This is a genomic window from Streptomyces sp. NPDC052773, from assembly GCF_044547145.1.
Lineage (GTDB): Bacteria > Actinomycetota > Actinomycetes > Streptomycetales > Streptomycetaceae > Streptomyces.
In genome coordinates, this window is record NZ_JBITZX010000006.1 from 468021 (window position 1) to 493343 (window position 25323).

A 25323-nucleotide genomic window follows, 5' to 3' on the forward strand; every position below is an offset into this window, starting at 1 on the left:
CGTCCGGCGGCGGTCCGGGGCGTCGCCTGAGTACGCGTACTCAACTTCACCAAAAGGGGCTGGAGTTCCGTTAAGCTAAAGGAACCTCAGTCCTGTTTGGAAGGGTCGTGTGTCATGAGCGCTGACAACTTCACCACCGCCTGGACCGCCGCACCCCAGGCCCCCAGTGAGGGCTTCACCCCCAACTGGTCCCGCGAGGGCTTCTGGCGCCGGTCCGTGCGGCAGACCGTCCGGCTCACCGCGGGCGGCGGGCGGGTGAGGATCCGGCTGTCGAACGCGTACGGCACCTCCCCGCTGCGCCTCGCCGGCGCCTCCGTCGCCCGTACGGCGTCCGGTGCGGCCGTCGAGCCCGGCTCGCTGCGGCGCCTCACCTTCGCGGGGGCGCACGAGGTCGCGATACCGGCCCGCGGGCAGATCCTGAGCGACCCGGCCGAACTCGCGGTGGCCGCCGGGGAGTCGATGGCCGTCACCCTGTACTTCGACGCCGCCACCGGCCCGGCCACCTTCCACGCACAGGCCTTCACCCGCAGCCACCGCGGCCCGGGAGACCTCCTCGCCGACGTCACGGGTGCGGGCTTCGACGCGGTCACCGAGTCCTGGTACGTCCTGTCCGCGGTCGAGGTGGACGCGGGCCGCGCGGACGGCGTCGCCCTGTTCGGCGACTCCCTCACCGACGGCTTCGGGTCCACGCCCGGCGCCGACCGCCGCTGGTCCGACGCGCTCGCCCGGCGCACCGGACGCCCCGTCCTCAACGCCGGGATCGGCGGGAACCTGCTGCTCAACGACTCCGCGTGGTACGGCGAGAAGGGTGTGAACCGGCTCGCCCGGGACGTCCTCGACCACCCGGGCGTGGACACCCTCGTCGTGCTGATCGGGGTGAACGACATCGGCTTCAGCGAGACGGACGAGCAGCCGACCTACCATCCGGCGCCGCTCGTGGAGCCCGCCGAGCTCGTCGACGGCCACCGGGAGCTGATCCGGCAGGCGCGCGAGCGGGGCCTGCGGGTGATCGGCGCGACGCTGCCGCCGTTCGGCGGGTCCGACCACTGGGGAGAGCACGCGGCGAAGGTGAGCCACGAGCTGAACGAGTGGATCCGCGGCGCGGGCGAGTACGACGCCGTGGTCGACTTCCAGCGGCTGCTGGCCGATCCGGCGGACCCGGACCGGCTGCACCCGGCGTACGACTTCGGCGACCACCTGCACCCGAACGACACGGGGTTCGAGGTGATGGCCGAAGCCGTCGCGGACGTGCTGAGCCAGGGCGTGGCCCCGGCCCTCGGCCAGGGCGTGGCCCCGGCCCTCGGCCAGGACATGGCCCCGGCCCTCGGCCAGGGCCTGGCTCCGGCCCTTCGCTGAGCCCTCGGCCTCAGCTCGGCCAGTACGTGCGCGTCCAGGTCGCCGGGCCCGGCTGCGGCAGCCGGCGCGCGGCGATCCGGGACGGGTCGGACCAGGAGTCGCGGGGGGTGGGCGCGCCGGGCGGCGGGGCGGCCGCCGCCGCGGCGCGGACGCGGACCACCGCCAGTGCGGCGGCCAGCTCCTCCGGGGTCGGGTTTCCCCGTACGACCTTGATGTTCATGACCGCTCCCAGGGTCCGCGGGTCCAGGGGTTACAGGGGGATGTTGCCGTGCTTCTTCGGGGGCAGGGATTCCCGCTTCGTGCGCAGCTGACGCAGGCCGCGGACGATGTGCCGGCGGGTGTCCGAGGGCATGATCACCGCGTCGACGTAGCCGCGCTCGGCCGCGACGTAGGGGTTGAGGAGCGTGTCCTCGTACTCCTGCATCAGGCGCGCGCGGGTCGCCTCCGGATCGTCCGACTCGGCGATGGCGCGGCGGTGCAGGATGTTGACGGCGCCCTGCGCGCCCATGACGGCGATCTGCGCGGTGGGCCAGGCCAGGTTGAGGTCGGCGCCCAGGTGCTTGGAGCCCATCACGTCGTAGGCGCCGCCGAACGCCTTGCGGGTGATGACGGTGATCAGCGGGACGGTGGCCTCGGCGTAGGCGTAGATCAGCTTGGCGCCGCGCCGGATGATGCCGGTGTGCTCCTGGTCGACGCCCGGGAGGAAGCCCGGCACGTCCACGAAGGTGAGGACCGGGACGTTGAACGCGTCGCAGGTGCGCACGAACCGCGCGGCCTTCTCGGACGCGTCGATGTCCAGGCAGCCCGCGAACTGCATCGGCTGGTTGGCCACGATGCCCACCGGACGGCCCTCGACCCGGCCGAAGCCGGTCAGGATGTTCGGCGCGAACAGCGGCTGCGTCTCGAAGAACTCCCCGTCGTCGAGAACGTGCTCGATGACGGTGTGCATGTCGTACGGCTGGTTCGCCGAGTCCGGGACGATGGTGTCCAGCTCGCGGTCCTCGTCCGTGACGGACAGGTCCGCCTCCTCCGGGAACGCCGGGGGCTCGGAGAGGTTGTTGGACGGCAGGTACGACAGCAGCTGCTTGACGTACTCGATGGCGTCCTTCTCGTCGCCCGCCATGTGGTGGGCCACGCCGGAGGCCGTGTTGTGGGTCCGGGCCCCGCCCAGCTCCTCGAAGCCGACGTCCTCACCGGTGACGGTCTTGATGACGTCCGGGCCGGTGATGAACATGTGCGAGGTCTGGTCGACCATCACCGTGAAGTCGGTGATCGCGGGCGAGTAGACCGCGCCGCCCGCGCACGGGCCGACGACGAGGCTGATCTGCGGGATGACCCCGGAGGCGTGGGTGTTGCGGCGGAAGATCTCGCCGTACGCCCCGAGCGAGGCCACACCCTCCTGGATACGGGCGCCGCCGGAGTCGTTGATGCCGATCACCGGGCAGCCGGTCTTCAGCGCGAAGTCCATCACCTTGACGATCTTCTGGCCGTAGACCTCGCCGAGGGCGCCGCCGAAGACGGTGAAGTCCTGCGAGAACACGGCCACCGGACGGCCGTCGACGGTGCCGTAACCGGTGACGACGCCGTCGCCGTAGGGGCGGTTGGCGTCCAGGCCGAAGTTCGAGGAGCGGTGCCGGGCGAACTCGTCCAGCTCCACGAAGGAGCCCTCGTCCAGCAGCAGATCGATCCGCTCACGGGCCGTCAGCTTGCCCTTGGCGTGCTGCTTTTCCACCGCGCGGGCGGAGCCGGCGTGCGTCGCCTCCTCGATGCGGCGCTGAAGATCCGCGAGCTTCCCCGCGGTCGTGTGAATGTCGATCTCTTCCGGCTCGGACATCGGGATGCGGCTCCCTGCCTGCTCAAAAGGGGGGACGGTTACTCATCCGTACAGTAGTGGGGGACCCACCGGTCGGCAGTGCGGTGTTTCCCACACCTAGGGTGGCTTGCATGACGCCGCGAGATGCATCAGGAGACAGCCGCTGGTCCGACCTCGACCGGCCGCCCCTCAACGCCGCCGCGCTGCGCCGGGCACTGGTCCGCGAGGGCGGTCTGTGGTCGGACGTGGAGGTCGTGCAGCGCACCGGCTCCACCAACAGCGACCTGGTGGCCCGGGCCGCCGCGGGCGACACGCCCGAGGGCGTGATCCTCGTCGCCGAGGAGCAGACCTCCGGGCGGGGCCGCCTCGACCGCCAGTGGACGGCCCCGCCCCGCTCCGGGCTGTTCTTCTCCGTACTGCTGCGGCCGAGCGACGTGCCCGTGGCCCGCTGGGGCTGGCTCCCGCTGCTCACCGGCGTCGCCGTGGCCACCGGCCTGTCCCGCACGGCGGGCGTCGACACGGCCCTCAAATGGCCGAACGACCTGCTGGTGACCGTGGGCGGCGAGGAACGCAAGGCGGGCGGCATCCTCGCCGAGCGGGCCGGCGCGGACGGCGTCGTCGTCGGCGTCGGCGTCAACGTCACCCTCCGCGCGGACGAGCTGCCCGTCCCCCAGGCGGGGTCCCTGGCGCTCGCCGGGGCCGTCGGCACCGACCGCGATCCGCTGCTGCGCGGCATGCTGCGGGCCCTGGAGGACTGGTACGGCCGCTGGCGCGCGGCCGGCGGCGACCCGGCGGCCTGCGGACTCCAGGACACCTACGCGGCGGGCTGCGCGACCCTGGGGCGCGTGGTCCGGGCGGAGCTGCCCGGGGACCGGTCGGTGATCGGTGAGGCGGTCGCGGTGGACGGCGACGGCAGGCTGGTGATCGCGACGAAGGAGGGCGTGCAGGAGCCCGTGGGCGCGGGAGACATCGTCCACTTGCGACCCGCCTGATGGGGCGCCCCGGTAAGGGGCGCGGGCCTGTATCGATGTGCGGCTCCGCCGCGTGGGCGCGATCAGCCACAAACCACCCGCACCCGGCACACAGGAGGAACCCACCACTTGATGCGCCGCCCCGCTCAGCCCGACGGAGTGAGCTGGCGCACATCTGCCGTAGAGTTGAGGCCGGTCGATACCTGACCGTGGCAGATCGGAAGGGCAACAGGCGTGACCGTCGACGACACGGGCTCCGGCATGGGTCGTAACCCAGCGCCCGACGGCACCGACCCCGGCGAGGACCCCCTCGCACTCCGCCTCGAACAGCTCATCCTCGGCGCCGAACGCCGCTACACCCCCTTCCAGGCGGCCCGCAGCGCCGGTGTCTCCATGGAGCTGGCCTCCCGTTTCTGGCGGGCGATGGGCTTCGCCGACATCGGGCAGGCCAAGGCGCTGACCGAGGCGGACGTCCTCGCGCTGCGCCGGCTCGCCGGTCTGGTCGAGGCGGGCCTGCTGAGCGAGGCGATGGCGGTGCAGGTGGCCCGGTCGACGGGCCAGACCACCGCCCGTCTGGCCGAGTGGCAGATCGATTCCTTCCTGGAGGGCCTGACCGAGCCGCCCGAGCCCGGCATGACCCGCACCGAGGTCACGTATCCCCTGGTGGAACTGCTGCTGCCCGAGCTGGAGGAGTTCCTGGTCTACGTCTGGCGGCGGCAGCTCGCCGCCGCGACCGGCCGGGTCGTCCAGGCTGCCGACGACGAGGAGATGGTCGACCGGCGGCTGGCCGTCGGCTTCGCCGACCTCGTCGGCTTCACCCGGCTGACCCGCCGGCTGGAGGAGGAGGAGCTGGGCGAGCTGGTCGAGGCGTTCGAGACCACGGCCGCCGACCTGGTCGCCGCGCGCGGCGGACGGCTGATCAAGACCCTCGGCGACGAGGTGCTGTACGCCGCCGACGACGCGGGGGTCGCCGCGGAGATCGCGCTGCGGCTGATCGAGACCATGGCGAACGACGCGACCATGCCCGAGCTGCGGGTGGGCATCGCCTTCGGCACGGTCACGACCCGTATGGGTGATGTCTTCGGTACGACGGTGAATCTGGCCTCCCGGTTGACGTCGATAGCGCCCCGGGACGCCGTGCTCGTCGACAGCGCCTTCGCCGAGGAGCTGATCCGCACCGGGGAGGCCCCGGCCTCCGAGGCGGAGGCGGCGGAGGCCGCGGCCGCCGCGGAGAAGGAGGGCGAGCAGCCGCCGGTGTACCGCTTCGCGCTCCAGCCGATGTGGCAGCGGCCGGTGCGTGGGCTGGGTGTGGTGGAGCCGTGGTTGCTGACCCGGAGGGACGGGTCGTCGGCGTAGGGCGCGCGGCGCCGGGGGCGGGCGGCCGGATCGGCCTGCTCTACCCCGGCTGGTCCAGGCAGAGGTCGATGATCGGCAGGCACAGGCCCGGCTCGTCCGGCTGATCCGGGGTGGGGGCACCGGTGCTCGGGCCCGGGGCGGTGGTCGGGTCCGGCTTCGGCTTGGGGTTCGTCGGCGACTCGGGGTTCGGCCGCGGGCCGGTGCCGGGAGGGGCCGGGGGCGCGTTCGTGGCCCGTGGGGGCGCGGGCGGGTTCGGAATCTGCGGGATGGTCGTGGTGCCGGGTACGCCGATGCCGATGTGCGTGGGGGAGGCGGTCGCGACGGGGATCGGCACGCCGGTGGCCGCGCCGTCCGCCCCGCCCAGCGCGGACGGCGCGGAGGCGCTGTGTTCGGGGGTGGCGAGGGTGGTGGCCGTGGTCGTCGCCGGGTCACCGGTGCGCGTGCCGCTGCCGCTGCCGCTGCCGCTGCCGCTGCCGATGTCGACGCCGTTGCCGTCGGCCGTTGCCGGATCGGGGCTGGGGCCGGACCGCGCGGTGTCGTATCCGCCGACCACGCCCGTGTCCGGAGTCAGCCGTATGAGGCTCAGCACCCCCACGGCGACGGCGAGCCCACCCGCGGCGAGCAGCACTTTGCGGGGGCGGGGGCGCCGGTGGCGGCCGCGGGTGGGGGGCTTGGGGGAAGGCTTGCTGGTTCCGGGGGTGCCGGTGGTGGCCGCAGGCTTGGCGGTGGATGGCGTCCTGGGGGTGGCGGGCGTCCTGGCGGTGGATGGCGTCCCGTGGGTGGCGGGCGTCCTGGCAGTGGTGGCCGTCTTGCTGGGGGCGGGCGTCCCGGCGGTGGCGGGCGTCCTGGCGGTGGGGGTTCGCGCGGGTGCGCTGGGGGTGGCGGCGGTCGCGGCGGCCCTCGGGGGCGTGGAGGTCCTGGGCGTTGTGCCGGTCGCAACCGTCGTACGGGTTCCGCCTGTCGTACCGGTCGTACCGGTCGTACCGGTCGCACGAGTCGAGTGAGTCGCAGGTGGCGCGCTGGGCGCAGGAGTCGCACGCATCGTGTCCCTCGGCCCCGTAGTGCCCGTCGTGTCGGTCTTCGCTTCGCGTGCCATGCGATCGATCCCTCCCCGATGAGTGCGCCCCCGGTGCGCCGTGGCGGAGCACGCTATGCGCTCCCCGGGGTGCGGGGGCGGGAGTCGGGCCGGATGTCACTCGAACGGGGTGTCGGCCCTGAGAAAGGCGTCGGGGTGGGGTCGGGGGTGGACCAGGGGCGAGTCGGGGTCGGCGGCCCTTTTCCCGGCGGGGCGGGGCTGCCATGATCGTGGGAGTGCTGTTAACCCGCGTTAACCGGAGGGTGTCGTGAACGAGGGCGTTGTGAGCGAGGAGCGGTTCGGGGAGTTCGTGCTGGTCCGGCGGTATGAGGAGGGCCATGTCGCGGAGCTGGCGCTCGACCGGCCCAAGGCGATGAACGCGGTGTCGACCGAGATGGCGCGGTCCGTCGCGGGGGCGTGCGCGGCGCTGTCCGCCGACCGGGAGGTGCGGGTGGTCGTGCTGACGTCGACGCATGAGCGGGCGTTCTGCGTCGGCGCGGATCTGAAGGAGCGCAACTCCTTCACCGACGCGGACCTCTTCCGGCAGCGCCCGGTCACGCGCGGGGCGTACACCGGCGTGCTGGAGCTGCCGATGCCGACGATCGCGGCGGTGCACGGCTTCGCGCTGGGCGGAGGGTTCGAGCTGGCGCTGTCCTGCGATGTGATCGTGGCGGACCGTACGGCGGTCGTGGGCCTGCCGGAGGTGTCGGTCGGGGTGATCCCCGGGGGTGGTGGTACGCAGCTGCTGCCCCGGAGAGTGGGCGCGGCCCGCGCGGCAGAGCTGATCTTCACGGCGCGCCGGGTGGAGGCGGCCGAGGCGCGGGAGCTGGGGCTGGTCGACGTGCTGGTGGACGAGGGCCGCGACCGCGCGGAGGCCCTGTCCCTGGCCTCCCGTATCGCCGCGAACTCCCCGGTCGGCCTGCGCGCGGCCAAGCGCGCCCTCCGCCTCGGCCACGGCCTCGACCTCCCCGCCGGCCTCGAGGTCGAGGACGCCGCCTGGCGCTCGGTGGCGTTCTCCGGCGACCGAGCGGAGGGAGTGGCCGCCTTCAACGAGAAGCGGAAGCCCCAGTGGCCGGGCGAGTGAGAGCCGGCGTCCGCCGGGCTGGCCGGTTCGGGCGGGTGAGATCGGGCGTCGGTCGGGCTGGCCGGTTCGGGTGAGTGGGACTTTCGGTGTCGGTCGGGCTTGCCGGGCTGGACGGGTGAGATCTGGCGTCGGTCCGGCCTGCCGGGCCCGGCGGGTGAGATCTGGCGCCCACCGGGCCTGCCGGGCGGGGCGAGTGCGGACCGGGTGTTGGCCGGACTGGTCGGTTCGGGCGGGTGAGATCGGCGTCGGTCGGGCTTGCCGGTTCGGGCGGGTGAGATCAGGTGTCCAGCGGGCCTGCCGGTTCGGGCGAGTGCGAACCGGGCGTTGGTCGGGCTTGTCGGGCTGGGCGGATGAGAACCGGCGTCCACCGGGCCTGCCTGGCCGGGCGAGTGCGACCGGGCGCCGACCGCGCTTGCCGGTTCGGGTGGGTGAGATCCAGTGTCGGTGGGGCTGGCCGGTTCGGGTGAGTGAGATCCAGTGTCGGTGGGGCTCGCCGGTTCGGGTGAGTGAGAGCGGCGTCCGCCTCGCCTGCCGGGCCGGGCGAATCACATCGTGCGTCCGCCTCGCCTCCCGGACTGGGCGAGCGACAACCGGCCTCCGCGCCCCCGCTTGCCCGGCCGGCGATGCCGGAGCGGGCCCCCGGCGGGGCCCGCCGGGCTGAGCCGACGGCAGGGGCGCCTGCCCCCACCGCCCCCACCCACCCCCACCGTGATCACTCCATGCGCAGCTTCAACGTCCCACAACGGGCCGAACCTCCCTAGCCTGGAGCAATGGGTGAGGACAAGCGGCTCGCGGACGTCGTCGCGCTGGCGCAGGGGATGGCCGCGGCGCGGACTCCGCGGGAGTCGTGGCGGGCGGCGGCGCTGGGGGGGTGCCGGGCGCTGGACGGGAGTTTCGCCGCGCTGTCGGTGTGGGAGCGGGAGCTGGGGCGGCTGCGGGTGCTGGTGAACGTCGGGGACCGGGCGCCGGACGAGGCGGAGTTCCCGGAGGACGAGGCGTATCCGGTGCACCAGTTCGCGGAGATCGCCGAGTTCCTGCACGAGCAGTGGGCCGCGGGGGGTGAGCCGGACGCCTGGGTGGAGACCGCCGACGGGCCGACCGAGGGCCGCGCCGGGTTCGTGCACGAGCGGGTCTCGGCCCTGCGCCGGCGCGGGCGGGGGTCGTGTGTCGTCGCGCCGATCGTGCTGCACGGGCGGGCCTGGGGCGAGCTGTATGTCGCCCGCCCGGCCGGGGCGCCGGTGTTCGGCCGGGACGACGCGGACTTCGCGACCGTGCTGGCCTCCGTGGTCGCCGCGGGCATCGCGCAGACCGAGCGGCTGGAGGAGGCCCGGAGGCTCGCCTTCACCGACGCCCTCACCGGCCTCGCCAACCGCCGCGCCGTCGACATGCGGCTGGACGAGGCGGTGGAGCGGCATCGCAGGGAAGGAGTGGTCGTCAGCCTCGTGGTCTGCGATCTGAACGGGCTGAAGCGGGTCAACGACACGCTCGGGCACGCCGTCGGGGACCGGCTGCTGGAGCGGTTCGGGTCGGTGCTGTCGCTGTGCGGGGCGATGCTCCCCAACACCCTCGCCGCCCGCCTCGGCGGGGACGAGTTCTGTCTGCTCGCGGTCGGCCCGCCCGCGCAGGACGTGGTGAAGGTGGCCGATGAACTGTGCCGCAGGGCCGCCGAGTTGGAGCTGGGCGAGGGCGTCGCCTGCGGGGTCGCCTCCACCGAGGAGCCGATCGGCGCCGTCCGCTCCGCCCGTCGGCTGTTCCGGCTGGCCGACGCCGCGCAGTACCGCGCCAAGGCCGACCGCGCGGCCCGGCCGGTGGTCGCGGGCCAGGAGGGCCCGGACGACCCCGTCGTCCGCCTCGCCGACGAGCCCTCCCAGGACGCGAGCACCGAGCGGCGGCGGTTCCGGGGGCGCGACGTGTGAGTAAGGGGTGAACCCCACCCCCACTGGTGACATTTTCGAATTCACTGCGTACGCTCCTGAATATGGATATGCACACTGTGGTGGTGGGGACGTCCGGCGTCACCGCGTCCGACGTCCTCGCCGTGGCCCGCGGCGGCGCCCGCGTCGAGCTTTCCGAGGAGGCGGTGGCCGCCCTCACCGCGGCCCGCGAGATCGTGGACGCGCTGGCGGCCAAGCCGGACCCCGTCTACGGCGTCTCCACCGGCTTCGGCGCCCTCGCGACCCGGCACATCGGCCAGGAGCTGCGCACCCAGCTGCAGCGCAACATCGTCCGCTCGCACGCCGCCGGCATGGGCCCGCGCGTCGAGCGGGAGGTCGTCCGGGCCCTGATGTTCCTGCGGCTGAAGACCGTCTGCTCCGGGCACACCGGCGTGCGGCCCGAGGTCGCGCAGACCATGGCGGACATCCTCAACGCCGGTATCACCCCGGTCGTGCACGAGTACGGCTCGCTCGGCTGCTCCGGCGACCTCGCCCCGCTCTCCCACTGCGCCCTCACGCTCATGGGCGAGGGTGACGCCGAGGGCCCCGACGGTGTCGTACGGCCCGCCGGGGAGCTGCTCGCCGAGCACGGCATCGCCCCCGTCGAGCTGCGCGAGAAGGAGGGCCTCGCCCTCCTCAACGGCACCGACGGCATGCTCGGCATGCTGATCATGGCCCTGGCCGACCTCGAGACCCTCTACAAGTCCGCCGACGTCACCGCCGCCCTCAGCCTCGAAGCCCTGCTCGGCACCGACAAGGTGCTCGCGCCCGAGTTGCACGCCATCCGCCCCCACCCCGGGCAGGGCGACGCCGCCGCCAACATGCTCGCCGTCCTCGAGGGCTCCGGCCTCACCGGCCACCACCAGGACGACGCCCCCCGGGTCCAGGACGCCTACTCCGTGCGCTGCGCCCCGCAGGTCGCCGGTGCCGGCCGCGACACCCTCGCGCACGCCCGTCTGGTCGCCGAGCGCGAGCTGGCCTCGGCCGTCGACAACCCCGTGGTCCTCCCCGACGGGCGGGTGGAGTCCAACGGCAACTTCCACGGCGCCCCGGTGGCGTACGTGCTGGACTTCCTCGCCATCGCCGCCGCCGACCTAGCCTCCATCGCCGAGCGCCGCACCGACCGGCTGCTGGACAAGAACCGCAGCCACGGCCTGCCGCCGTTCCTCGCCGACGACGCGGGCGTGGACAGCGGGCTGATGATCGCCCAGTACACCCAGGCGGCGCTGGTCAGCGAGCTGAAGCGGCTGGCCGTACCGGCGTCGGCGGACTCCATCCCGTCCTCCGCGATGCAGGAGGACCACGTCTCCATGGGCTGGTCCGCGGCGCGCAAGCTGCGCACGGCCGTGGACAACCTCACCCGCGTCCTCGCCATCGAGCTGTACGCCGCCACCCGCGCCGTGGAGCTGAGGGAGGGCCTGACCCCGGCCCCGGCGACCCGGGCCGTCCTGGACGCGGTCCGCGCGGCGGGCGTCGAGGGCCCCGGCCCCGACCGTTTCCTCGCCCCCGACCTCGCGGCGGCCGACGCCTTCGTGCGCGAGGGCCTGCTGGTCGCGGCGGTGGAGAAGGTCACCGGACCGCTCCGCTGACGCCGGTGCACCGCGAAGGGCCCCGTCCGCAGACCGGACGGGGCCCTTCCATGAGTGGGTGGTTACTTGAGCTTGCCCGCCTGGGCGTCGATGAGCTTGGCCGGCACGTCGTACTCCTTGCCGGTCATCAGCGCGCCGATGTTCATCGTGTAGTAGGCGGCGACGTTGTTGCCGTGCCGCACCACCTCGCCGTGCACCACGCCCGGCTGGCCGTCCATGTCGCCGGTCGCGGCGAACGCGATCGACTCGTCACCGGTGCCCGAGGCCTTCGTCTCGGCGACCTTGGTGAACTTCTGGTCCTCGCCGCCGGAGCCGACGGTGAAGCCGCCGGCGCAGGCCGCGACGGCGTCGGAGACGGTCTTGAACGTCTTCTCGGCGCCGTCACCGTCGTAGGACGACAGGCCGACCACCGTGACGTTCAGGTTCATCGAGTCGCCGAGCGCGTCCTCGAGCTCGCCCTCGGTCAGCTCGTCCAGCGACTTCGAGGCGGTGTCGGTGGGCGACTTCTCCTCCGTCGCCATGGTGTTGGTCTCGGCCGCGGCGTCGCCCGGGGCCAGACCGCTCATCACGTACGCGAGCGGCTTGCACTGCTCGTCGCCCGTGATGACCTTCTTGTCGGCCGGGAAGTCGGCCTTCTTGACGGCGCTGAACTTGAACCCGTCCACATCGCCCTGGGCGACGATCAGGTCCTTCAGTTCCGCCGCGGTGAGCGCCTTCGCGGCCTCGGCCTGCGACCCCGATCCGGAGTCCTTCTTGTCGTCCGACTCCGAGCCGCAGCCCGTGATGAGGGCGAGCGACAGAGCGCCCACAACAGCTGTGGCGCCCAGTCGCGCGCCCGATGATCTCTTCATGAGCGGACTATGAAGGGCGAGTCAAGAACACGTCAAGCCGGATTATCTTCCCGGACCTACAGCCCAAGACGTTCCCTGCGCACCGAATACACCACGAAACCGGCACCCAGCGTCAGCGAGAGCGTGCCGCCCACGACGTACGGCGTGCTGTCGAAGCTGCCGGTGTCGGCGAGCCGGGTCTCGCCCTCGGACGTGGTCGTCAGCGACACCACCCCGTCCTGCGCCGTCCCCGCGGACTGCGCGGCCTGGTCCGACTGCGCGGCCTGGTCCGACTGCGCGGCCTGCTCGGACTGCGAGGTCCGGGAGGCCTGGGTGGTCTGCGTGGCCTGGGCGGCCCGGGTGGCCGAATCCTGCTGTCTGGCCGCTTCGTCCGAGGTCGCGTTGGCGGAGGGGACGAACCACAGAGCGCCCAGCAGGGTCCCTGCGGCGGTGGCGGTCAGCAACGGACGGCGAGCGGATGACACGGAATATCGATCCCCTTGTGGCGCTGGCGAATTGGCCGTGTGGGGCGATGTTAGTGAAAGGCGCGGGTCACGGGAAAGTCACGGGCGCCCGGGCCGTACGCTCCGGGCATGAGCACTGCAGAGACATCGCGTTTTGTACGGCTTCGCGTGGAACTCGTCGTCGAGGTGGCGGACGCCGACGCGGTCACCAAGGCCGCGCAGCGCCGGATCGCCGAGGATCCGGATATGCCGGCCGAGGAGCGGGTACACGCCGAGAGTGCCGTCACGGAGGACACCGCGGAGGCCCTGGCCTATCTCGTGGACCCGTTCGACCTGGTCGGCGAGGTGCCGGGGATCGAACTCCAGCAGGCCTCCTGGAGCGCCGAGCAGGTCGACTACGACCCGGACGCGCCGGAGTGGGACGCCGACGAGGATGATGCCGACGAGGACGACGAAGAGGACCCGAACGAGACGTAGGGCGGCTGGGCGCCCGGGGAAAGCGCGGGAAAAATAGTGACCCCGGGGGGCAACCGCCGCCCGGGGTTCGTTCGTCTCAAGGGGCGCACTGACCGACACCCGCACCCGGCCGGCCCGGCGGCGGACGTGGTGTGCCCCACACATCCAGGGAATGTGGAACGGGACGAACCGGTCGTAGCGTTGAAACCTTGTAAACGGGGACTCTCGGGGTTCTGGGGAATCGGCAACGATGGAGAAGCGTGTGATGACGAACAGTAAGCGGCGCAAGGGCCTGACGGTCGCGTCCGCACTGCTCGGCGGTGTGCTGGTGCTCTCGGCCTGTACCGGCGGTGAGGAGGCCTCCGGCAACGAGGGCAACGACTCCTCGCAGGCCAAGGTCGACGAGGCGGCGGCGCAGAAGACCTCCGAGGCTCAGATCAAGATCACACCCAAGGACGGCTCCAACAACGCCTCCATCAACAACTCCGCCACGGTGACGGTGAGCAAGGGCACGCTCACCGAGGTGAAGATGACCACCGCGGACGGCACGGCCGTCGCCGGTGAGATATCCGCGGACAAGACCAGCTGGAAGCCCAGCGCCCAGCTGGAGCGCGCGACCACCTACAAGATCGCGGTGACCGCGAAGGACTCCGACGGGCGGGAGGCGCACGAGAACGCCTCCTTCTCGACGGTCTCCCCGGACAACAGCTTCATAGGCAGCTTCACCCCGGAGGACGGCTCCACCGTCGGTGTCGGCATGCCGGTGTCGATCAACTTCGACAAGGCGATCACCAACAAGGCGGAGGTCCAGAAGGGCATCACCGTCTCCACCACCAGCGGCCAGGAGGTCGCCTGCCACTGGTTCAACGCCAACCGCATGGACTGCCGCCCGGAGGAGTACTGGAAGGAAGGCTCCAGGGTCACCCTGAAGCTCGCGCTCGACGGCGTCGAGGGTGCCGACGGTGTCTACGGCGTCCAGCAGAAGACGGTCTCCTTCACCATCGGCCGCAACCAGGTCTCGGTCGTCGACGCCGAGACCAAGCAGATGAAGGTCATGCAGGACGGGAAGGTCATCCGCACCATCCCGATCTCCGCCGGCTCGCCCGAGAACAAGACGTACGAGGGCCAGATGGTGATCTCCGAGAAGTTCAAGGAGACCCGGATGAACGGCGCGACGGTCGGCTTCACCGACGACGACGGCAAGGGCGAGTACGACATCAAGGACGTGCCGCACGCCATGCGTCTGTCGACGTCCGGCACCTTCATCCACGGCAACTACTGGGGCGCGAAGTCCATCTTCGGCAGCGTGAACACCAGCCACGGCTGCGTGGGTCTGTCCGACACCAAGGGCGCCGACGACCCGAACACTCCGGGCGCCTGGTTCTACAACAACTCGATCATCGGTGACGTCGTCGTCGTGAAGAACACCGGCGACAAGACCATCGCCCCGGACAACGGCCTCAACGGCTGGAACATGGACTGGGCGCAGTGGAAGGCGGGCTCCGCGATCTGACGCGGACTCAACCCGGCCCGAGGATGCCGCTTCGGATGCCGCTTCCCCTCCCGGGGAGGCGGCATCCGCGCGTTTCCGGCCTTCTCATGCCGCTCTTAACGCTGCCTTATCCCGTCATCACGCGCCCTTCCTAGCTTGCGGCGCATGTTCTTCACCTACTTGAGGCGCGAACTGCGCCGCCGCAGAAAGGCGGCCCTCGTCGTCGCCTCCGGTCTCGCACTGGGCATCGCGCTGGTCATCGTGGTCGACTCCGTGTCCTCCGGCATGGGCCGGGCGCAGGAGAAGGTCCTTCAGTCGCTGTACGGGCTGGGCACCGACATGACCGTCACCAAGGCGGCCGACCCCGCCGAGGAGGGGCAGGCCCAGCGGCCCCGGTTCCGGTTCGACGCCGAGGAGGAGGGCTCCGGCGAGGAGCAGAGCAGCGACCGGGTGATGGTCCAGGGCTTCGCGACCCTGCCGAGTTCCACCGTCGGGAAGGTCGCCGCACAGGACGGTGTCGCGGACGCGGTGGGCGGGCTGAGCCTCCAGGTCGTCAAGGTGAGCGGCGAGTTCACGCGGGGCCAGTTCCAGCAGCAGCCCGGCGGGGGCCGGCAGAGCGGACCCGGCGGCTCCTCGACCACCCAGCCGGAGGGACGGGTTCAGGGCGGCGGCGCCGACTTCGACGTCAACACCTACTCCGTCTACGGCACCGACGTCACCGAACCGGCCCTCGGCCCGCTGACCACTTCGAAGATCACCGGCGGACGGACCTTCGAGCCCTCCGAGACCGACGCCGAGGTCGCCGTCGCCGACGCCTCCTACGCCAAGGAGAAGAAGCTCGCCGTCGGCGACACCGTCACCGTCAAGGGCGTGACGTTCGAGGTCGTCGGCATCGCCACCCCGGAGAGCGGGGACGCCGCGGCCGGCCTCTACATCCCGCTGAAGCAGGCTCAGGAACTCAGCGACTCGGCGGACAAGGTCACGACGATCTACGTCAAGGCGACCGACTCCCAGCGGATCGACGCGGTGAAGTCACAGATCCGGAAGAACATCGAGGGTACGACGGTCACCACCTCCGCCGACCTCGCCGGGACCGTCTCCGGCTCCCTCTCCACCGCCTCCGACCTCGCCACGAAGGTCGGCACCTGGCTGTCCCTCGCGGTGCTCGTGGCCGCGTTCCTGGTGGCCGGGCTGCTCACCTCCTCCGCGGTGTCCCGGCGGGTGCGGGAGTTCGGCACGCTGAAGGCGCTGGGCTGGCGGTCCGGCCGGGTGACCCGGCAGGTGGCCGGCGAGGCGATGGTCAACGGACTGGCCGGCGGCGCGCTCGGCATCGCGCTGGGTCTGGCGGGGGCGTACGCGGTGACGGCGGTCAGCCCGACCCTCCGGGCGCAGCTGGGCGCAGGCACCGGCGGCGGCATGGGCGGGGCGGGCGGCGGCCGTGTGCTGGTCGGCCCCGGCCGGCAGACGGCGTCCCGCACCCTCGACGTCGCCCTCACCGCGCCGGTCAGCGCCACCACCATCGCCCTCGCGATGGGCCTCGCGGTGACCGGGGGACTGATCGCCGGCGGTTTCGGCGCCTGGCGGGCGTCCCGGCTGCGGCCCGCGGACGCGCTGCGGCGCGTCGAATAGCGCCACACGGCCACGCCCACCACCCCCTTCACGCCCTCCCAGGAGCACACCCATGTACGAACTCAAGGCCGTCACCAAGCGCTACCGGCGCGGCAGGGAGACCGTCGACGCGCTCGCCGGCGTGGACCTGACCATCCCCGACGGCGACCGGCTGGTCATCCAGGGGCCCACCGGCGGCGGCAAGTCGACACTCCTTCAGATGCTGGGCGGCCTCGACCGGCCCAGCTCCGGAGAGGTCGTCCTCGACGGCACCGACCTGGCCCGGCTGCCCGAGGCCAGGCTCACCCGGGTGCGCAGCGAGCACATCGGCTTCGTCTTCCAGAGCTTCAACCTCATCCCCACCCTCACCGCGCAGGAGAACGTCGAGACCGCCCTCGTACCGCTCGGGTTGAAGCCCCGGGCGCGACGGGAACAGGCCGCCGAGGCGCTGGCGTCGGTCGGTCTGGGGGAGCGGCTCGGGCATCTGCCCGGCGAGATGTCCGGCGGTCAGCAGCAGCGGGTGGCCATCGCGCGGGCGCTGGTGAAGCAGCCGAAGGTGCTGCTCGCCGACGAGCCCACCGGCAACCTCGACGAGTCGACCCGCGACGAGATCATGGACGTACTCGAACGCATGTGGAAGGAGCTGGGGCTGACCTTCGTCATGGTCACCCACGACTCCGCCCTGGCGCGGAAGGCCCCGCGGCTCGCGACGATCCGGAAGGGAACCATCACGGTCGAGGAGAACAACTCCTGAAGAACCGTCCGTTACGCGCCCGACCCGGAGCGTTTCTTATAGCGAACTCGTGACACGACCCTCCCTTGAGGGGCCTGATCACCCCCCGGCATACTTCCAGTTCCGGGGGGATGCACGAGCGTGTGTGCGGGACCACCCCCGGCCGGGTGAACGGGGAATTCGCCCGGTACCTCAACTCCAGGGGGAGTTTTGCGCAGACAAGTGAAGAGAGCGGGCGCCGCCGCGGTCGCGACCGCCGCCGCCGTGGCCCTCGCCGCGGGACTGACCACCCCGGCTTCGGCGAAGCCCGTCCAACCCGCTCATGGCAGCGCCAAGCTGACATCCCAGCATCACATCACCCTGATCACCGGTGACCGGGTCACCGTGGACGCCAAGGGTCGGGTCGTCGGCGTGCAGCCGGCCAAGGGGCGCGAGCACATACCCGTACAGATCCGCAAGGTCGACGGCCACACGCTCGTCATACCCGCCGACGCGGCCCGCCTGGTCGCCACCGGCAAGCTCGACCGGCGGCTGTTCGACGTCACCGAGCTGAACAAGTCCGCCACCCGCAAGGCCCAGCGGAAGGGCCTGAAGGTGATCGTCGGCTACCAGGGCGCCGCCGGCGCCACGAAGGCCGACGTCCGGGACGCGGGCACTCTCCGCCGGACCCTGAAGTCCCTCAACGCGGACGCCGTGCAGACGCCGTACGCGGACACGCACGAGCTGTGGGACGCGGTGACCAACGGCGACCGCACCGCGGCCGGCATCGCGCACGTCTGGCTCGACGGTGTCCGCCGGGTCACCCTCGACAAGTCCGTCGCGCAGATCGGCGCCCCGAAGGCCTGGGCGGCCGGCTACGACGGCAAGGGCGTCAAGATCGCCGTCCTGGACACCGGTGTCGACGCCACCCACCCGGACCTCAAGGACCAGGTCGTCGCGTCGAAGAACTTCACCGCGGCCACCGACGCCGGCGACAAGTTCGGCCACGGCACGCACGTCGCGTCCATCGCGGCCGGCACCGGCGCCAAGTCCGGCGGCAAGTACAAGGGTGTCGCGCCCGGCGCCGACATCCTCAACGGCAAGGTCCTCGACGACAACGGCTCGGGTGACGACTCCGGCATCCTCGCCGGCATGGAGTGGGCGGCCGCGCAGGGCGCCGACGTCATCAACATGAGCCTCGGCGGCCCGGACTCCCCGGAGGTCGACCCGCTGGAGGCGGCGGTCGACAAGCTGTCCGCCGAGAAGGGCGTCCTGTTCGCCATCGCGGCGGGCAACTCCGGCCCGGAGTCGGTCGGTTCGCCCGGCACCGCGGACGCCGCGCTCACCGTCGGCGCCGTCGACGACAAGGACCAGCTGGCGGACTTCTCCAGCACCGGCCCGCGGCTCGGCGACGGCGCGATCAAGCCCGACGTCACCGCGCCCGGCGTGGACATCACCGCCGCCTCGGCCAAGGGCAGCATCATCGCGCAGGAAGTCGGCGAGAAGCCGGCCGGCTACCTGACCATCTCCGGCACGTCGATGGCCACCCCGCACGTCGCGGGCGCCGCCGCCATCCTCAAGCAGCAGCACCCGGACTGGACCGGCGCCGAGATCAAGGCCGCGCTGACCGCGTCCACCAAGGGCGGCGCGTACACGCCGTTCGAGCAGGGCTCGGGCCGTATCCAGGTCGACAAGGCGATCAAGCAGACCATCGTCGCCGAGCCGGTCTCGGTGAGCTTCGGCGTGCAGCAGTGGCCGCACACCGACGACAAGCCGGTCACCAAGCAGCTGACCTACCGCAACCTCGGCACGACGGACGTCACCCTGAACCTGTCGTCCAAGGCCACCAACCCCAAGGGCCAGGCCGCTCCCGCGGGCTTCTTCACCCTCGGCGCGACCAAGGTCACCGTCCCGGCGGGCGGCAAGGCCTCCGTCGACTTCACCGTGAACACCAAGCTCGGCGGCACCGTCGACGGCGCCTACTCGGCGTACGTGACGGCGACGGGCGGCGGCCAGACGGTGCGGACCGCGGCGGCCGTGCAGCGGGAGGTCGAGTCCTACGACGTCACGCTGAAGGTCCTGGACCGCGCGGGGAACCCGGCGAAGAACTACATGGCCAGCCTGGACGGCCTCTCCGGCCTGGGCAGCGGCAAGTGGTACATGCCGTACGACCCGGACGGCACCGTCACCATCCGCGTGCCCAAGGGCGGCTACGTCCTCAACTCCGGCGTCTTCGAGGGTGAGGACCCCAACAAGCCCGAGGGCTCCGACTGGCTCGCCCAGCCCAAGCTGAGCGTCACCAAGAACACCACGGTCACACTGGACGCGCGCAAGGCCAAGCCGGTCAACATCACCGTGCCGGACGCCGCCGCCAAGTCCGAGTTCGCCTCCCCGGAATACACGCTCGAGACGAACGACGGCTCGTACGGGTTCAGCTGGTGGCTGGACTCCTACGCCAACTTCCGCACCGCCCACCTCGGCCCGCAGATCACCGACGGCTCGCTGACCCAGAAGTGGGACGGCCACTGGACCAAGGGTGACAAGGAGCAGTACGACACCACCATCGGCGCCAAGGTGAAGCAGCTCGCCACCGGCTACACCAAGCACTACAAGGCCGCCGACCTGGCGAACGTCAAGATCGCCATGGGCGCTCCGACCCCGGGCAAGAAGGGCGCGATCTCCGCTGTCGGCTGGCTGCCGGGCAGCTACTCGGCCTCGTCCATCGCCATCCCGCAGAAGCTGCCGGGCACCCGCACGCTCCACCTGTCCGCGCAGGGCGGCGTGAAGTGGGACCTGCAGTTCGAGCAGCAGGGCGGAGTCGACGCGGAGGGCTGGCCGATCTCCGAGGCCTTCTACTCGCTCGCCTCGAACCAGTCCTTCAAGGCCGGCCAGGACTACTCGAAGACGGTCAACAAGGCCGTGTTCGGCCCGACCCTGAACAGCGAGTTCGGCCTCTACCGGGACGGCAACGAGATCTACGGCTACCTGCCGCTGTTCGCCGACTCGAAGAAGAACCCGGGCTCGTCCCTGTTCACCTCGGTGAACACGACCCTGTACCGCAACGGCACCAAGGTCGGCACGCACGACGACCCGCTGTTCGGTGAGAAGTCCTTCAAGGTCCCGTCCGGCGACGCCGCGTACAAGCTGACCACCTCGGTCAAGCGCACCACCAAGGTCGCCGCCGCCTCCACGCGGATCGACGCGAGCTGGACCTTCCGCTCCAAGAAGCCCGCCGACCTGGCCAAGCTGCCCGCCTCCACCGCCCGCTTCAACGCGAGCGTGGGCGCGGACGGCAAGGTCACCGCAGGCCAGAAGGTCACCTTCCCGGTCACCGTGGAGGGCTCCGCCAAGGGCTCCAACCTGAAGTCGCTGTACGTCTACGCCTCGTACGACTACGGCCAGACCTGGAAGAAGCTCACGGTGAAGAACGGCAAGATCACCGTGAAGAACCCGGCGAAGGGGAAGGCCATCTCCTTCCACGCCAAGATCACGGACAAGAAGGGCAACAAGTCCACGATCTCGATCTACAACGCCTACTACGGCAAGTAGCCGACAGGCGATCCAGTGATCGAATGATCCAGTGACCCACTGAGGGCCCCGGCGCCGTCGTCACACCGACGGCGCCGGGGTCTTCCTCGTGTGAGAGGTCAGACCGACGGCGCCGAGGCCGCCGCGTCGGCGCCCCAGCTCGCCAGCAGGCGCAGGGCGTCCGCCGACGGGGAGCCCGGCTCGGCGTGATAGGTCACCAGGGACTGCTCCGGGTCGTCACCCAGGCGGAACGTCTCGAACGACAGCGTCAGCTCGCCGACCAGCGGATGGCGCAGCAGCTTCACGCCGTGCGTCTTCTCCTTGACGTCGTGCCGGGCCCACAGCCGCCGGAAGTCCCCGCTCTTCACGGACAGCTCCCCGACCAGCGCGGACAGCCGCGGATCGTCGGGATGGCAGCCCGCGTCCAGCCGCAGATAGCCGACCACGTCCGACGCCTTCTGCTCCCAGTCCACGAACAGGTCGCGGTACTCCGGCTTCAGGAACACCATCCGTGCCCAGTTGCGCTCCCGCTCCGGCAGCTCGCCCCAGTCGCCGAACAGCGCCGCCGCCATCCGGTTCCACGCCAGCACGTCCGAGCGCCGGCCCACGACATACGCCGGGACGCCGTCCATCGAGTCCAGGAGCTGACCCAGCGCCCCGCGCACCTGCTGGGTGCGCCCCGCCGGCCGCTTCTTGTTCTGCTTCGGCTTCGCCAGATGGATGAGATGGGAGTGCTCGGCGTCGTTCAGCCGCAGCGCCCGGGCGATCGAGTCCAGGACCTCCGCGGAGACGTTGCGCCCGTTGCCCTGCTCGAGGCGGGTGTAGTACGCCACCGACACCCCGGCGAGCTGCGCCAGCTCCTCGCGCCGCAGCCCCGGGACCCTGCGGTGCCGCCCGTAGTCGGGCAGCCCCACGTCCTCCGGCTTCAGCCGGGCCCGCCGGGTGCGCAGGAACTCGCTCAGCTCCGCCCGCCGGTCCAGACCGGCCCCGGGGCCGTCGGCGGACCCGCCTGCGGGCCCGGATACGGCGGCTTCGAGCTGTTCGTCCATACGTCCAGTATTCACGGTCGTACGCACACGAGCCTGACCCTGCCAGTGGTACGCACGGCGAACGTACGCAAAAGCGTGGTCTGGGTGAACCCCGCGCGCTCCGCGAGGCTGGTCAGCGTGCCCGGAACGAACCGGACCGCACTCCAGCGGTCCGGTGAGAAGGCAGCCGGGCGCGAGTGACCCCACGAGGAGAGAACCCCGGCATGACCACTGTCGCCGCATACGCCGCCCCCTCCGCCAAGGCTCCGCTGGAGCGCACCACCATCGAGCGGCGGGAGCCCGGCGAGTTCGACGTCCTGATCGACATCAAGTTCGCCGGAATCTGTCACTCCGACATCCACCAGGCCCGCGAGGGCTGGGGCGAGGCCATCTTCCCGATGGTCCCCGGCCACGAGATCGCGGGCGTCGTCGCCGCGGTCGGCCCCGGCGTCACCAAGTTCGCCGTCGGCGACCGGGTGGGCGTCGGCTGCATGGTCGACTCCTGCCGAGAGTGCGAGAACTGCAAGGCCGGTCTGGAGCAGTACTGCACCGGCGGCGGCATGATCGGCACGTACAACGCCATCGGCAAGGACGGCGAGCCCACCTACGGCGGCTACTCGCAGAAGATCGTCGTCGACGAGAACTACGTCGTCCGCATCCCCGACGGGCTCGCGCTCGACGAGGCCGCGCCCCTGCTGTGCGCGGGCATCACCCTGTACTCCCCGCTCAAGCGGTTCGGCGCGGGCCCCGGCAAGAAGGTCGCGATCGTCGGCCTCGGCGGCCTCGGCCACATGGGCGTCAAGATCGCCCACGCGCTCGGCGCGGAGGTGACCGTTCTCTCCCAGTCCCTGCGCAAGAAGGACGACGGCCTGAAGCTGGGCGCCGACCACTACCACGCCACCAGCGACCCGAAGACCTTCGAGGAGCTGGCCGGCACCTTCGACCTGATCGTCTCGACGGTCTCGGCCCCGCTGGACTTCGGCGCGTACCTCTCCCTGCTGAAGACCCAGGGCACCCTCGCCAACGTGGGCGCCCCCGAGGAGCCCGTCTCCCTCAACCTGTTCTCCGTCATCAACGGCGGCAAGTCCCTCGCCGGCTCCATGATCGGCGGCATCGCCGAGACCCAGGAGATGCTGGACTTCTGCGCCGAGCACGGCATCGGCGCGGAGATCGAACTGATCCGCGCGGAGCAGATCAACGAGGCGTACGAGCGGGTGCTCGCGAGCGACGTCCGCTACCGGTTCGTGATCGACACCCAGACCATCTGACCGTCCGCCGACATGCGGGAAGGCCGCCGACCTCACAGGTCGGCGGCCTTCCCCTCGAGCCGGTGAAGCCGGGCCGGCCGGGGCTGTCAGCCTTCGGCCTTCGCCACGCCGATCGGGCAGGAGACGCCCGTGCCGCCGATGCCGCAGTAGCCCGCCGGGTTCTATCCGAGTACTGCTGGTAATAGCGCTGCACTTAGTGCAGTGTAAGAACTCCTCGCTGAACTACGGGAGTGATGTGAGCAGCAGCGATCACTTAGTCCCGGTGGTGGCCTACGCCAGGATCTCGGCTGACCTGACAAGGGACGGCCACGGAGTGGAGGACCAGCACAAGGTCAACGACGACACGGCAGCCGCGGTGGGATGCCGGATCGTGCACTACTACACAGACAACGATCTTTCGGCAGCGAAGGCCGACCTTGTCCGGCCGGACTTCGAAGCGATGCTCAAGGCACTGAAGGCCGGCCGCTTGCCGGACGGCCAGGCAGTGCGTGGTGCGATCGTCGTCGCTGACGACCGTCTGGTGAGGCGGGTGGGCGACTACGAACGGTTCGTGGACGCCCTGACGTACGAAGACGGCCGGGTGTACGCGGACGCTAAGGGACTCAAGGATCTCTACAACGAGGACGTCGAGTCGATGGGATTGTTCGGCGTCGTCATCTCCAAGGCGGAGGTGCGCAAGATCAGGCGCCGAACGCGCCGCTCGCACCGTCGGCGGGCAGAGTTGGGCATCCCAGTGGGTGGTAAGCGCCCCTTTGGCTGGAACGACGACAAGCGGACGCTGCGTCCTGAGGAGGCGGAGCGGCTAGCCCAAGCGGCCCGCGACGTGATCGCTGGGAAGTCGCTGCACTCGATCCTCTTGCAGTGGCGCGAGGAAGGCGTACGGACTGTCCACGGCAATCCATGGACTGCACGGTCACTGAAGCTAGCGATCTGGAACCCCCGCCTGTGCGGATGGCGACGTCACAACGGGGAGCTGGTACGGGACGCCGATGGCATTCCCGTAGTGGGCCAGTGGGAGCCAATCATCACGCCGAAGGAATGGATGGCGATCGATGCCCTCTTTTCGGCGAGGATCAAGTCGAACGTTAGAGCCGATGGGACTGTGACGGACTACCGGACGCCCTCTCACCTGCTGACGGGGATCCTGCGGTGCGGCAAGCCCAAGCCAGATGGACAGATCTGCAACGCCCCCATGCGTGTGAGTACGCGGCCCGATCTCTCCGGCGGGTTTGTCTATCAGTGCCCTGCCCGCTCCATGGGTGGTTGCGGCGGCAGCGGACGGAACGGCGTGAAGGTCGATGAGTACGTTACGGAGGCTGTCCTGGCCAAGCTGGAGGAGCGCGCCGCTGTCAAACAGGAAGGCGACGCCGAGTGGAGTGGGGCAGAGGAGCTGGAGCGACTCACGAAGAAGCAGCGGACCATGCTCCAGAAGTGGCAGGAGGACCTGATCTCAGACGAGCTGTTCTTCCCCGAGAACCACAAGATGGAGGTCCGCATCAAGGAGTTGCGTAAGGAGCGCACCGAGCACGCGTTGCGTGTTCAACGAGCATCGAAGGTGACGGCGAACGTGCGGGAGCGTTGGTTCTCGGGCGAACTCGACATGGCGCAGAAGCGGGCACTCATCCGTGAGGCGCTACATGCAGTGATCGTTCTACCGGTCGGAGGAGGGGGAAGGCGCCCCTTCAACCCGGACCTCCTTGTCCTCAAGTGGACGGACGGCTGAGAGTCGCCTTGTCCGTGTCCGTGGCTCAGGGACTGGTGGCCATGAGGGGGTGGGTATGCGGCCCCAGTTCAGGACTGGAATGGGATCCGCAGCCCCACCCCCACTTCTCATTCGTCGCACAATCGACGTTTGCGTTGTCGTTCTCTCGGCAGCTCCTCGAGCAGTTCGACTCCCAGAATCCTGGCGATGCGACGCCATCGCTCCTCACTCCACCCTGGCGCTCTCTTCGCTTGTTCCCGGCCCCATTCGCGGGCGCTGACGTGTGTCATGGGCAGCCCCTGAGCAGATGGGCTTGCTCACGAGCTGCAATGCGGGATGCAACGAGATCCTCGGCAATGCCGATTTGCGATGAGGGCCGTGCCGGGTGTGTGTCCGGACCCGACATAGCGCCAGTGCCGTTCGATCACCGGATCAGGCACGTTGACGTTCCCCAAGTAGTTAGCTCGGTCGGCGCGCAGCGCCGCATATGTCGTCGAGTACGCGCGGGATTTGGTGAGGATGCCTCGATGACCGCCTCGTCGGCGACGGCGCGCAGCAGATCATCGGCGCAGCCGTGTCGCCAGCGGCGCCGATCGGCGTAGAGGCGAGTGTGAGTGTGGAACTCCGGGTCCGGGTCGTCCCGGTCCGATTCGGTCCACCAATGGACGCTGCCGGGGTGGAGCTCTCGTCGGGGTGTCACCTAGGTGTATTGACCCGTAGCGTTGTTTACGCGGCTGATTGGCGGGTGTCCGTCGAGTGCGGTGTGGCAGCGGTGGTGGTTGTAGGTGTGGAGGAAGTGTGCCAGGGCTTCGGTCCGCTCGGTGTTGCTGGTGTAGGGCCGCAGGTAGGCCCACTCGTCCAGCAGGGTCCGGTTGAACCGTTCGACCTTGCCATTGGTCTGCGGCCGGTAGGGCCGGATCTTCTTGTGGACGATGCCGGCCGCGGTCAGGGTCTGGGTGAACAGCTTGGATTTGTAGCAGGAGCCGTTGTCGGTCAGGACTCGCTCGACGGTGATGCCGTGGGCGGTGAAGAACGCGTTCGCCCGCTGCCAGAAGGC

22 protein-coding genes and 1 pseudogene are annotated in these 25323 nt (G+C 70.8%); 14 read left to right on the forward strand and 9 right to left on the reverse strand.

The features are described 5' to 3' along the window. Positions 1 to 114 precede the first annotated feature (114 nt). On the forward strand, positions 115 to 1356 hold the full coding sequence (locus ACIG0D_RS17215) for an SGNH/GDSL hydrolase family protein (protein ID WP_399801173.1): 1242 nt from the start codon (positions 115 to 117) through the stop codon (positions 1354 to 1356). 10 nt (positions 1357 to 1366) lie between these two features. Here the strand turns inward: ACIG0D_RS17215 and ACIG0D_RS17220 are convergent, their stop codons facing one another. Next, positions 1367 to 1576, reverse strand: a complete 210-nt coding sequence (locus ACIG0D_RS17220; RefSeq protein ID WP_399801175.1) for an acyl-CoA carboxylase epsilon subunit — start codon at positions 1574 to 1576, stop codon at positions 1367 to 1369. A 30-nt stretch (positions 1577 to 1606) separates the two neighbouring features. After that, positions 1607 to 3190: an acyl-CoA carboxylase subunit beta gene (locus ACIG0D_RS17225; protein ID WP_399801177.1), complete on the reverse strand. Its 1584-nt coding sequence runs from the start codon at positions 3188 to 3190 to the stop codon at positions 1607 to 1609. Positions 3191 to 3300: 110 nt separating this feature from the next. Between ACIG0D_RS17225 and ACIG0D_RS17230 the strand changes: the two genes are divergently transcribed. Further along, positions 3301 to 4161, forward strand: coding sequence for a biotin--[acetyl-CoA-carboxylase] ligase (locus tag ACIG0D_RS17230; protein ID WP_399801180.1), 861 nt, complete (start codon positions 3301 to 3303; stop codon positions 4159 to 4161). Between the two features lie 213 nt (positions 4162 to 4374). After that, on the forward strand, positions 4375 to 5496 hold the full coding sequence (locus ACIG0D_RS17235; protein WP_399801182.1) for an adenylate/guanylate cyclase domain-containing protein: 1122 nt from the start codon (positions 4375 to 4377) through the stop codon (positions 5494 to 5496). Positions 5497 to 5536: 40 nt separating this feature from the next. Here ACIG0D_RS17235 and ACIG0D_RS17240 read toward each other — a convergent pair whose 3' ends face one another. Then, positions 5537 to 6124, reverse strand: coding sequence for a hypothetical protein (locus ACIG0D_RS17240; protein WP_399801184.1), 588 nt, complete (start codon positions 6122 to 6124; stop codon positions 5537 to 5539). Positions 6125 to 6203: 79 nt separating this feature from the next. Here ACIG0D_RS17240 and ACIG0D_RS17245 point away from each other — a divergent pair, with 79 nt between their 5' ends. The 4 genes from ACIG0D_RS17245 (at position 6204) to hutH (ending at position 11178) form a co-directional block, all read left to right on the forward strand. Further along, on the forward strand, positions 6204 to 6500 hold the full coding sequence (locus ACIG0D_RS17245; protein ID WP_399801186.1) for a hypothetical protein: 297 nt from the start codon (positions 6204 to 6206) through the stop codon (positions 6498 to 6500). 354 nt (positions 6501 to 6854) lie between these two features. Beyond that, on the forward strand, positions 6855 to 7655 hold the full coding sequence (locus ACIG0D_RS17250) for an enoyl-CoA hydratase/isomerase family protein (RefSeq protein WP_399801268.1): 801 nt from the start codon (positions 6855 to 6857) through the stop codon (positions 7653 to 7655). 770 nt (positions 7656 to 8425) lie between these two features. Continuing rightward, complete coding sequence (locus ACIG0D_RS17255) at positions 8426 to 9571, forward strand: diguanylate cyclase domain-containing protein (RefSeq protein WP_399801188.1); 1146 nt, start codon at positions 8426 to 8428, stop codon at positions 9569 to 9571. A gap of 68 nt (positions 9572 to 9639) precedes the next feature. Further along, positions 9640 to 11178 (forward strand): histidine ammonia-lyase, encoded by a 1539-nt coding sequence (gene hutH / locus ACIG0D_RS17260; RefSeq protein WP_399801271.1) that lies wholly within the window; start codon positions 9640 to 9642, stop codon positions 11176 to 11178. A 62-nt stretch (positions 11179 to 11240) separates the two neighbouring features. Here the strand turns inward: hutH and ACIG0D_RS17265 are convergent, their stop codons facing one another. Both ACIG0D_RS17265 and ACIG0D_RS17270 read right to left on the reverse strand, forming a co-directional pair. Continuing rightward, positions 11241 to 12029, reverse strand: coding sequence for a hypothetical protein (locus tag ACIG0D_RS17265; protein WP_399801190.1), 789 nt, complete (start codon positions 12027 to 12029; stop codon positions 11241 to 11243). Positions 12030 to 12085: 56 nt separating this feature from the next. Further along, positions 12086 to 12493, reverse strand: a complete 408-nt coding sequence (locus tag ACIG0D_RS17270; RefSeq protein WP_399801193.1) for a cell wall protein — start codon at positions 12491 to 12493, stop codon at positions 12086 to 12088. Between the two features lie 108 nt (positions 12494 to 12601). Between ACIG0D_RS17270 and ACIG0D_RS17275 the strand changes: the two genes are divergently transcribed. From ACIG0D_RS17275 to ACIG0D_RS17295, 5 genes are all read left to right on the forward strand, one after another. Beyond that, positions 12602 to 12949, forward strand: a complete 348-nt coding sequence (locus tag ACIG0D_RS17275) for a hypothetical protein (protein ID WP_399801196.1) — start codon at positions 12602 to 12604, stop codon at positions 12947 to 12949. A 244-nt stretch (positions 12950 to 13193) separates the two neighbouring features. After that, entirely contained in the window at positions 13194 to 14441 is a 1248-nt protein-coding gene (locus ACIG0D_RS17280) for an Ig-like domain-containing protein (RefSeq protein WP_399801199.1), read from the forward strand. 144 nt (positions 14442 to 14585) lie between these two features. Next, on the forward strand, positions 14586 to 16049 hold the full coding sequence (locus ACIG0D_RS17285) for an ABC transporter permease (RefSeq protein ID WP_399801202.1): 1464 nt from the start codon (positions 14586 to 14588) through the stop codon (positions 16047 to 16049). 52 nt (positions 16050 to 16101) lie between these two features. Further along, positions 16102 to 16782: an ABC transporter ATP-binding protein gene (locus ACIG0D_RS17290; RefSeq protein ID WP_399801205.1), complete on the forward strand. Its 681-nt coding sequence runs from the start codon at positions 16102 to 16104 to the stop codon at positions 16780 to 16782. Positions 16783 to 16983: 201 nt separating this feature from the next. Then, positions 16984 to 20289 carry a S8 family peptidase gene (locus ACIG0D_RS17295; protein ID WP_399801207.1) on the forward strand — a complete coding sequence of 1102 codons (3306 nt, stop codon included), beginning with the start codon at positions 16984 to 16986 and terminating at the stop codon, positions 20287 to 20289. A 98-nt stretch (positions 20290 to 20387) separates the two neighbouring features. Here ACIG0D_RS17295 and ACIG0D_RS17300 read toward each other — a convergent pair whose 3' ends face one another. Beyond that, a complete protein-coding gene (locus ACIG0D_RS17300) occupies positions 20388 to 21317 on the reverse strand; it encodes a helix-turn-helix domain-containing protein (protein WP_399801209.1) in 930 nt (309 codons plus the stop codon). Positions 21318 to 21520: 203 nt separating this feature from the next. Between ACIG0D_RS17300 and ACIG0D_RS17305 the strand changes: the two genes are divergently transcribed. Then, positions 21521 to 22564 (forward strand): NAD(P)-dependent alcohol dehydrogenase, encoded by a 1044-nt coding sequence (locus tag ACIG0D_RS17305; protein ID WP_399801211.1) that lies wholly within the window; start codon positions 21521 to 21523, stop codon positions 22562 to 22564. An 86-nt stretch (positions 22565 to 22650) separates the two neighbouring features. On the opposite strand, the pseudogene ACIG0D_RS17310 reads toward ACIG0D_RS17305, so the two are convergent. Then, positions 22651 to 22748: pseudogene (locus tag ACIG0D_RS17310) on the reverse strand (peptide-methionine (S)-S-oxide reductase); the annotation flags it as partial. A gap of 51 nt (positions 22749 to 22799) precedes the next feature. Here ACIG0D_RS17310 and ACIG0D_RS17315 point away from each other — a divergent pair. Then, a complete protein-coding gene (locus ACIG0D_RS17315; protein WP_399801213.1) occupies positions 22800 to 24287 on the forward strand; it encodes a recombinase family protein in 1488 nt (495 codons plus the stop codon). Between the two features lie 296 nt (positions 24288 to 24583). Here the strand turns inward: ACIG0D_RS17315 and ACIG0D_RS17320 are convergent, their stop codons facing one another. Continuing rightward, the gene (locus tag ACIG0D_RS17320) at positions 24584 to 24787 is read right to left on the reverse strand and encodes a replication initiator (protein WP_399801274.1); all 204 of its coding nucleotides are present in this window, start codon (positions 24785 to 24787) and stop codon (positions 24584 to 24586) included. A gap of 179 nt (positions 24788 to 24966) precedes the next feature. Further along, positions 24967 to 25323: integrase core domain-containing protein (locus ACIG0D_RS17325; RefSeq protein ID WP_399801215.1), on the reverse strand; the 357-nt coding region annotated here is incomplete at its 5' end.

Bases quoted from the DNA above. Each gene is read 5' to 3' on its own strand.
- ACIG0D_RS17215 (WP_399801173.1), top strand. From the start codon at position 115: ATGAGCGCTGACAACTTCACCACCGCCTGGACCGCCGCACCCCAGGCC.
- ACIG0D_RS17220 (WP_399801175.1), bottom strand. From the start codon at position 1,576: ATGAACATCAAGGTCGTACGGGGAAACCCGACCCCGGAGGAGCTGGCC.
- ACIG0D_RS17225 (WP_399801177.1), bottom strand. From the start codon at position 3,190: ATGTCCGAGCCGGAAGAGATCGACATTCACACGACCGCGGGGAAGCTC.
- ACIG0D_RS17230 (WP_399801180.1), top strand. From the start codon at position 3,301: ATGACGCCGCGAGATGCATCAGGAGACAGCCGCTGGTCCGACCTCGAC.
- ACIG0D_RS17255 (WP_399801188.1), top strand. From the start codon at position 8,426: ATGGGTGAGGACAAGCGGCTCGCGGACGTCGTCGCGCTGGCGCAGGGG.
- hutH (WP_399801271.1), top strand. From the start codon at position 9,640: ATGCACACTGTGGTGGTGGGGACGTCCGGCGTCACCGCGTCCGACGTC.
- ACIG0D_RS17265 (WP_399801190.1), bottom strand. From the start codon at position 12,029: ATGAAGAGATCATCGGGCGCGCGACTGGGCGCCACAGCTGTTGTGGGC.
- ACIG0D_RS17275 (WP_399801196.1), top strand. From the start codon at position 12,602: ATGAGCACTGCAGAGACATCGCGTTTTGTACGGCTTCGCGTGGAACTC.
- ACIG0D_RS17280 (WP_399801199.1), top strand. From the start codon at position 13,194: ATGACGAACAGTAAGCGGCGCAAGGGCCTGACGGTCGCGTCCGCACTG.
- ACIG0D_RS17285 (WP_399801202.1), top strand. From the start codon at position 14,586: ATGTTCTTCACCTACTTGAGGCGCGAACTGCGCCGCCGCAGAAAGGCG.
- ACIG0D_RS17290 (WP_399801205.1), top strand. From the start codon at position 16,102: ATGTACGAACTCAAGGCCGTCACCAAGCGCTACCGGCGCGGCAGGGAG.
- ACIG0D_RS17300 (WP_399801209.1), bottom strand. From the start codon at position 21,317: ATGGACGAACAGCTCGAAGCCGCCGTATCCGGGCCCGCAGGCGGGTCC.
- ACIG0D_RS17305 (WP_399801211.1), top strand. From the start codon at position 21,521: ATGACCACTGTCGCCGCATACGCCGCCCCCTCCGCCAAGGCTCCGCTG.